The 5,320-nt window shown below is 63.1% G+C and carries 2 protein-coding genes and 1 pseudogene; 2 read left to right on the top strand and 1 reads right to left on the bottom strand.

Going from position 1 to position 5,320, the window contains the following annotated elements:
* Positions 1 to 566, bottom strand: a pseudogene (locus AB4Z11_RS21790) (ABC transporter); the annotation flags it as partial.
* A 284-nt stretch (positions 567 to 850) separates the two neighbouring features.
* Here AB4Z11_RS21790 and AB4Z11_RS21795 point away from each other — a divergent pair.
* On the top strand, positions 851 to 3,028 hold the full coding sequence (locus AB4Z11_RS21795; protein WP_442027621.1) for a cyanophycin synthetase: 2,178 nt from the start codon (positions 851 to 853) through the stop codon (positions 3,026 to 3,028).
* A gap of 16 nt (positions 3,029 to 3,044) precedes the next feature.
* Positions 3,045 to 5,320: cyanophycin synthetase (cphA, locus tag AB4Z11_RS21800; RefSeq protein WP_442027623.1), on the top strand; the 2,276-nt coding region annotated here is incomplete at its 3' end.

Here is a 5,320-nt window from a genome sequence, read left to right on the forward strand (position 1 = left end):
CCCCAGCCCAGAATCCAGGCCAGCACGGCGGATGCGGTCAGGCCCGCCATATACATCGCGACCAGCTTCACATCGACCGGTTTGCCGTTCTGATACGGAATGAGCACATCGTCCATCAGCGGCTTACTGAGGTAAGGCGGGATCATGTGCGCGCCGGTGGACAGCAGCATCAGTGCGAAGCCGAAGCCCAGCGGCCAGCGGTAAGGCTTGGCGAAACGCCACAGGCGGAACAGGGTCCAGGTCGAAGGCGGCGTATAAACCACCTTGGTGCAGACCGGGCATTCTTCCTGGTCCGGTTCCAGCGGCGCTTTGCAGGTGGGGCAGGAGTGATCTTCAACTTTGACCGGCGGCTGGCCGTTGACGAAGGCATCCTGCAGGCGTACGAAGGCTTCGGACAGGCGCTGCGCCAGCAGATTCTGGCCCAGAGTGAAGCGCCAGGACGCCAGACGGCCCATATCATCGACCAGTTCCAGATGGCCTACGCCGGCGTGATCGTGCAGTTTGAGCGACATACCGCGGCGATAAGTCCAGTCACGCCATACCGTTTCCCCCGGTGCGCGTGCCATAATGCGGCGCTCTGTGAGGATAACCAGACCTTTGTTGAAGTGTAGCTTGGCGTCAAGGTCAACCTCGAGGGCGCTCAAAACGTTTTCCCCTGAAGAAAGCTGCAACTGAGCTTCGGAGCGCCAGACTTCCGGCAGTTCGGTCAAACTCAGTTCAGAGGAAAGTTGGTTTGTTATCATTATGTGACTTGCTCCATGCGACAGCTTTGCCAAGTGGCAAGAATCGCAAAACAGTGGGAAAATAGTGGACGGGCGGAGTATACCGCAAGAGGTAGTAGAGCAAAAACATGACAAAGAAGAAAGATATCGAGTTTCTCCGCACAACGCACCTGCGTGGTCCTAACATCTGGACCTATCGGCCTGTGATCGAAACCTGGCTGGACATCGGTGAGTTCGAAAACCTGCCGTCCAATAAACTTCCCGGTTTCTACGAGCGCTTGACCGCCATGCTGCCCGGACTGCTGGAACACCGTTGCGGTGTCGGCGAGCGCGGCGGCTTCCTGGAACGCCTGCGCGACGGCACCTACGTTGGCCACGTTCTGGAACACGTGGTCCTGGAGCTGCAAAACCTGGCTGGTATGCGTACCGGCTTTGGCAAGACGCGCCAGACCGCCGAAGGCAGCGGCATCTACAAGATGGCGTTCCGCACCCGCCAGGAACAGGTTGGCCGCGCCGCGCTGGTCGCCGGCAAGGATCTGATGATGGCTGCCATCGAAGACCAGCCCTACGACCTCGCCGCGACCGTCGCCAAGCTGACGGAAATGGTCGAGTCGCTGTGCCTCGGTCCAAGCACCAGCAATATCGTGGACGGCGCAACCGACCGCAAGATCCCGCATATCCGTCTCACCGATGGTAATCTCGTCCAGCTTGGCCATGGCGCACGCCAGCGCCGCATCTGGACTGCGGAAACCGACTTTACTTCCGCCATTGCCGAAGGCATCGCCTCCGACAAGGACATGACCAAGGACCTGCTGAAATCGGCAGGCGTGCCGATTCCGGAAGGCACGCTGGTCAAGAGCGCCGACGAGGCATGGGAAGAAGCCCAGGATATCGGCCTGCCGGTCGCCGTGAAGCCGTATGACGGCAATCATGGCCGTGGCGTGTCGTTGAACCTGATGTCCGAAACCGACGTCAAGCAAGCCTATGACATCGCCGTGTCGCGTGGCGGCAGCAAGAGCGTGATCGTGGAGAAGTTCATCCTCGGTAACGAGCACCGCCTGCTGGTGGTGGGGCGCCGCGTAGTCGCTGCCTCCATGGGCGAATCGCTGTGGGTGAATGGCGACGGCAAGCTGAGCGTGCAGGAGCTGGTGGATACCCAGATCAACACCGATCCGCGCCGTGGTACTACCGAAGAACATCCGCTGAATATCGTGCAGCCGCGCGAGTCCGAAGAGGTACTGCTGGACCTGCAGCGCCAGGGTCTGACCCCGGATTCCGTCCCGGAAGCGGGCCGCAAGGTGCTGATTCAGCTGAACGGCAACGTGGCCAACGACGTGACCGACAATGTGCACCCGGCCGTGGCCGAGATGGCTGCGCTGGCCGCTCGCGTAGTGGGCCTGGACATCGCCGGCATCGATCTGGTCGCGCAAGACATTTCCCGTCCGCTGGAAGAGCAGGGCGGCGCCATCATCGAAGTGAACGCAAGCCCTGGCCTGCTGGCCCACCTGAAGCCTGCAGCGGGTGGCAAGGTGCGCAACGTTGGCGCCGCGATCGTGGACCAGCTGTTCGCACCGGAAGAAGATGGCCGCATTCCGATCATCGGCGTCGCGGGCAGCCGCCACACCGCGCTGATCGCGCGTCTGACTTCCTGGCTGCTGCAAATGAGCGGCCGTTATGTTGGCACCGCTTGCGAAGAAGGCGTGTACCTGAACGGCCGCCACGTGGCGCGCGGCCCGCTGGCTGAGTGGGAGTCCGGCCAGCGCCTGCTGCTGAACAAGAACGTGGAAGCGGCAGTGTTCGCCAACGGTAATCGCATGATCCTGACCGACGGCTTCTCCTACGATAAGTGCACCATCGGCATTGTGACYGACGCCAAGGGGCATGAGGACCTGGCCGAGTTCTACATCAACAGCCCGGAACAGATGTACAACGTGCTGCGTACGCAAGTAGACGTGGTGCTGCCGGAAGGCCATGCGGTGCTGAACGCATCCGACGCGCAAGTGGCCGAACTGGCCGAACTGTGCGACGGCGACGTGATCTTCTACGGCCTGGATGGCAAAGTGCCTGCCCTGGCTGCGCACCGCGAAGATGGCGAACGTGCAGTCTTCCTGAGCGAGAAAGGCTTCGTGATGGCGCAAGGTAACGATGAAATCGCGACCCTGCCGCTGTCCTGCCTGCCGAAGGGGCACGAGGAAAGCCGCGAGGCTGTGCTGGCCGCGATTGGCGCCGGGTGGGCCATGGGCCTGTCGCCGGACCTGATCGGCGCGGCGCTGCGCACCTACGAGTGGAACACCAAGAAAAACTGAACAGGAACACCCTTAAATGGAAGTCATTCGCCTCCGCGCCCTGCGCGGTCCTAATCTGTGGAGCCACCACACCGCCGTTGAAGCGATCGTGTCCTGCCCGCCGGAAGAGCGCGCAGTAGACAAGATCTCCGGCTTCGAAGTGCGCCTGCGCAAGCGCTTCCCGCGTCTGGCTCAGCTGCAGCCGGACGGCCATGCGGACAATATCCCGATGGCCCACGTGCTGGAACTGGCAACGCTTGGTCTGCAAGCCGAAGCGGGCTGCCCGGTGACCTTCAGCCGCACCACGCAAACCGTGGAAGATGGCATCTACCAGATGGTGGTCGAATACACGGAAGAAGCGGTGGGCCGCCTGGCGGTTGAACTGGCCGAAAAGCTGATCAAGTCCGCCATGGACGATACACCATTCGACCTGGCTGCCGCACTGCACGAGCTGCGCGAGCTGGATGAAGACGTGCGCCTTGGCCCGTCCACCGGCGCCATCGTGTATGCCGGCGTGGCGCGCAAGATCCCGTTCCGCCGCATGACGGAAGGCTCCATGGTGAGCTTTGGCTGGGGCAGCAAGCAGCGCCGCATTCAGGCTGCTGAAATGGACTCCACCAGCGCGATTGCCGAATCCATCGCACAGGACAAGGAACTGACCAAGAAGCTGCTGGACGCCGCCGGCGTGCCGGTACCGATCGGCCGTTCCGTGGACAGCGCGGAAGACGCCTGGGCCGCTGCACAGGAAATTGGCCTGCCGGTCGTGGTGAAGCCGAAGGACGGCAACCAGGGCAAGGGCGTGACCGTCAACGTGACGACCCGCGAACAAACCATCGCCGCCTTCAACGCGGCGCGCGAATTCCGCGACGATATCCTGGTTGAGCGCTTCCTGGCCGGCCACGACTTCCGCCTGCTCGTCATCGGCAACAAGCTGGTGGCTGCTGCGCGCCGCGATCCGCCGCATGTGGTGGGCGATGGCGTGCACTCGGTGCGCGAACTGGTCGACATCGTGAACGCCGACCCGCGCCGCGGTTCCGGCCACGCGACTTCGCTGACCAAGATCCGTTTCGACGATATCGCCCTGGCGCGCCTGGCCCTGCAAGGACTGGCTGCCGATTCCGTGCCGTCGCACGGCCAGCGCGTGATCCTGCGTAACAACGCCAATCTGTCCACCGGCGGCTCTGCAACCGACGTGACCGACGATGTGCACCCTGAAGTGGCGGCACGCGCCGTGGAAGCGGCGCAGATGATCGGCCTCGATATCTGTGGCGTGGACGTGGTGTGCGATTCCGTGCTGCGTCCTATCGAAGACCAGAACGGCGGCGTGGTGGAAGTGAACGCCGCGCCTGGCCTGCGCATGCACCTGTCGCCTTCCTACGGCAAGGGCCGTCCGATTGGCGAAGCGATCATCAACGCCATGTTCCCGGACGGTGAAGATGGCCGCATTCCAGTGGTGGCGGTGACCGGCACTAACGGCAAGACCACYACGGTGCGCCTGACCGCCCACCTGATCGCTGCTTCCGGCCTGCGCGTGGGCATGACCAATACCGACGGCGTGTACGTCAACGGCCGCCAGATCGATTCCGGCGACTGTTCCGGTCCGCGCTCCGCCCGCAATGTGCTGACGCATCCGGACGTGGACGCGGCGGTATTCGAAACCGCTCGCGGCGGCATCCTGCGCGAAGGCCTGGCCTTCGACCGCYGCAAGGTCGCCGTTGTGACCAATATCGGCGCGGGCGACCATCTGGGCCTGAACTACATCACCACCGTGGAAGACCTGGCGGTGCTGAAGCGCGTGATCGTGCAGAACGTGGACGAAAACGGCGTGGCGGTGCTGAACGCCTGCGATCCTATCGTGGCGGCGATGGCCTCCAAGTGCCGCGGCAAGGTGACCTTCTTCGGCGCCGACCGCTATCATCCCGTGGTCGCCACCCACAAGGCGCAGGGCCGCCGCGTGGTGTATGTGGAAGATGGTCAACTGGTGGCTGCCGAAGGCAAGTTCGAACAGCGCATTCCGCTGGCGGATGTGCCGATCACGTTCAACGGCACCATCGGCTTCCAGGTAGAGAACACCATGGCTTCGGTGGCCGCAGCATGGGCGGCGGGCATCGATTGGGATTCGATCCGCAAAGGCCTGCGCACCTTCACCACCGACAGCCACAACGCGCCGGGCCGCTTCAACATCTTCAACTACCGCGGCGCGACTGTGATTGCGGACTACGGTCATAATCCGGATGCGATGCTGGCACTGGTGCAGGCGGTGGAGGCGATGCCGGCTGCTGGCCAGCGTTCCGTGGTGATTTCGGGCGCGGG

The sequence above is a fragment of the Pseudoduganella sp. RAF53_2 genome, assembly GCF_052113985.1.
In the GTDB taxonomy this organism is placed as follows: Bacteria; Pseudomonadota; Gammaproteobacteria; order Burkholderiales; family Burkholderiaceae_D; genus Rugamonas.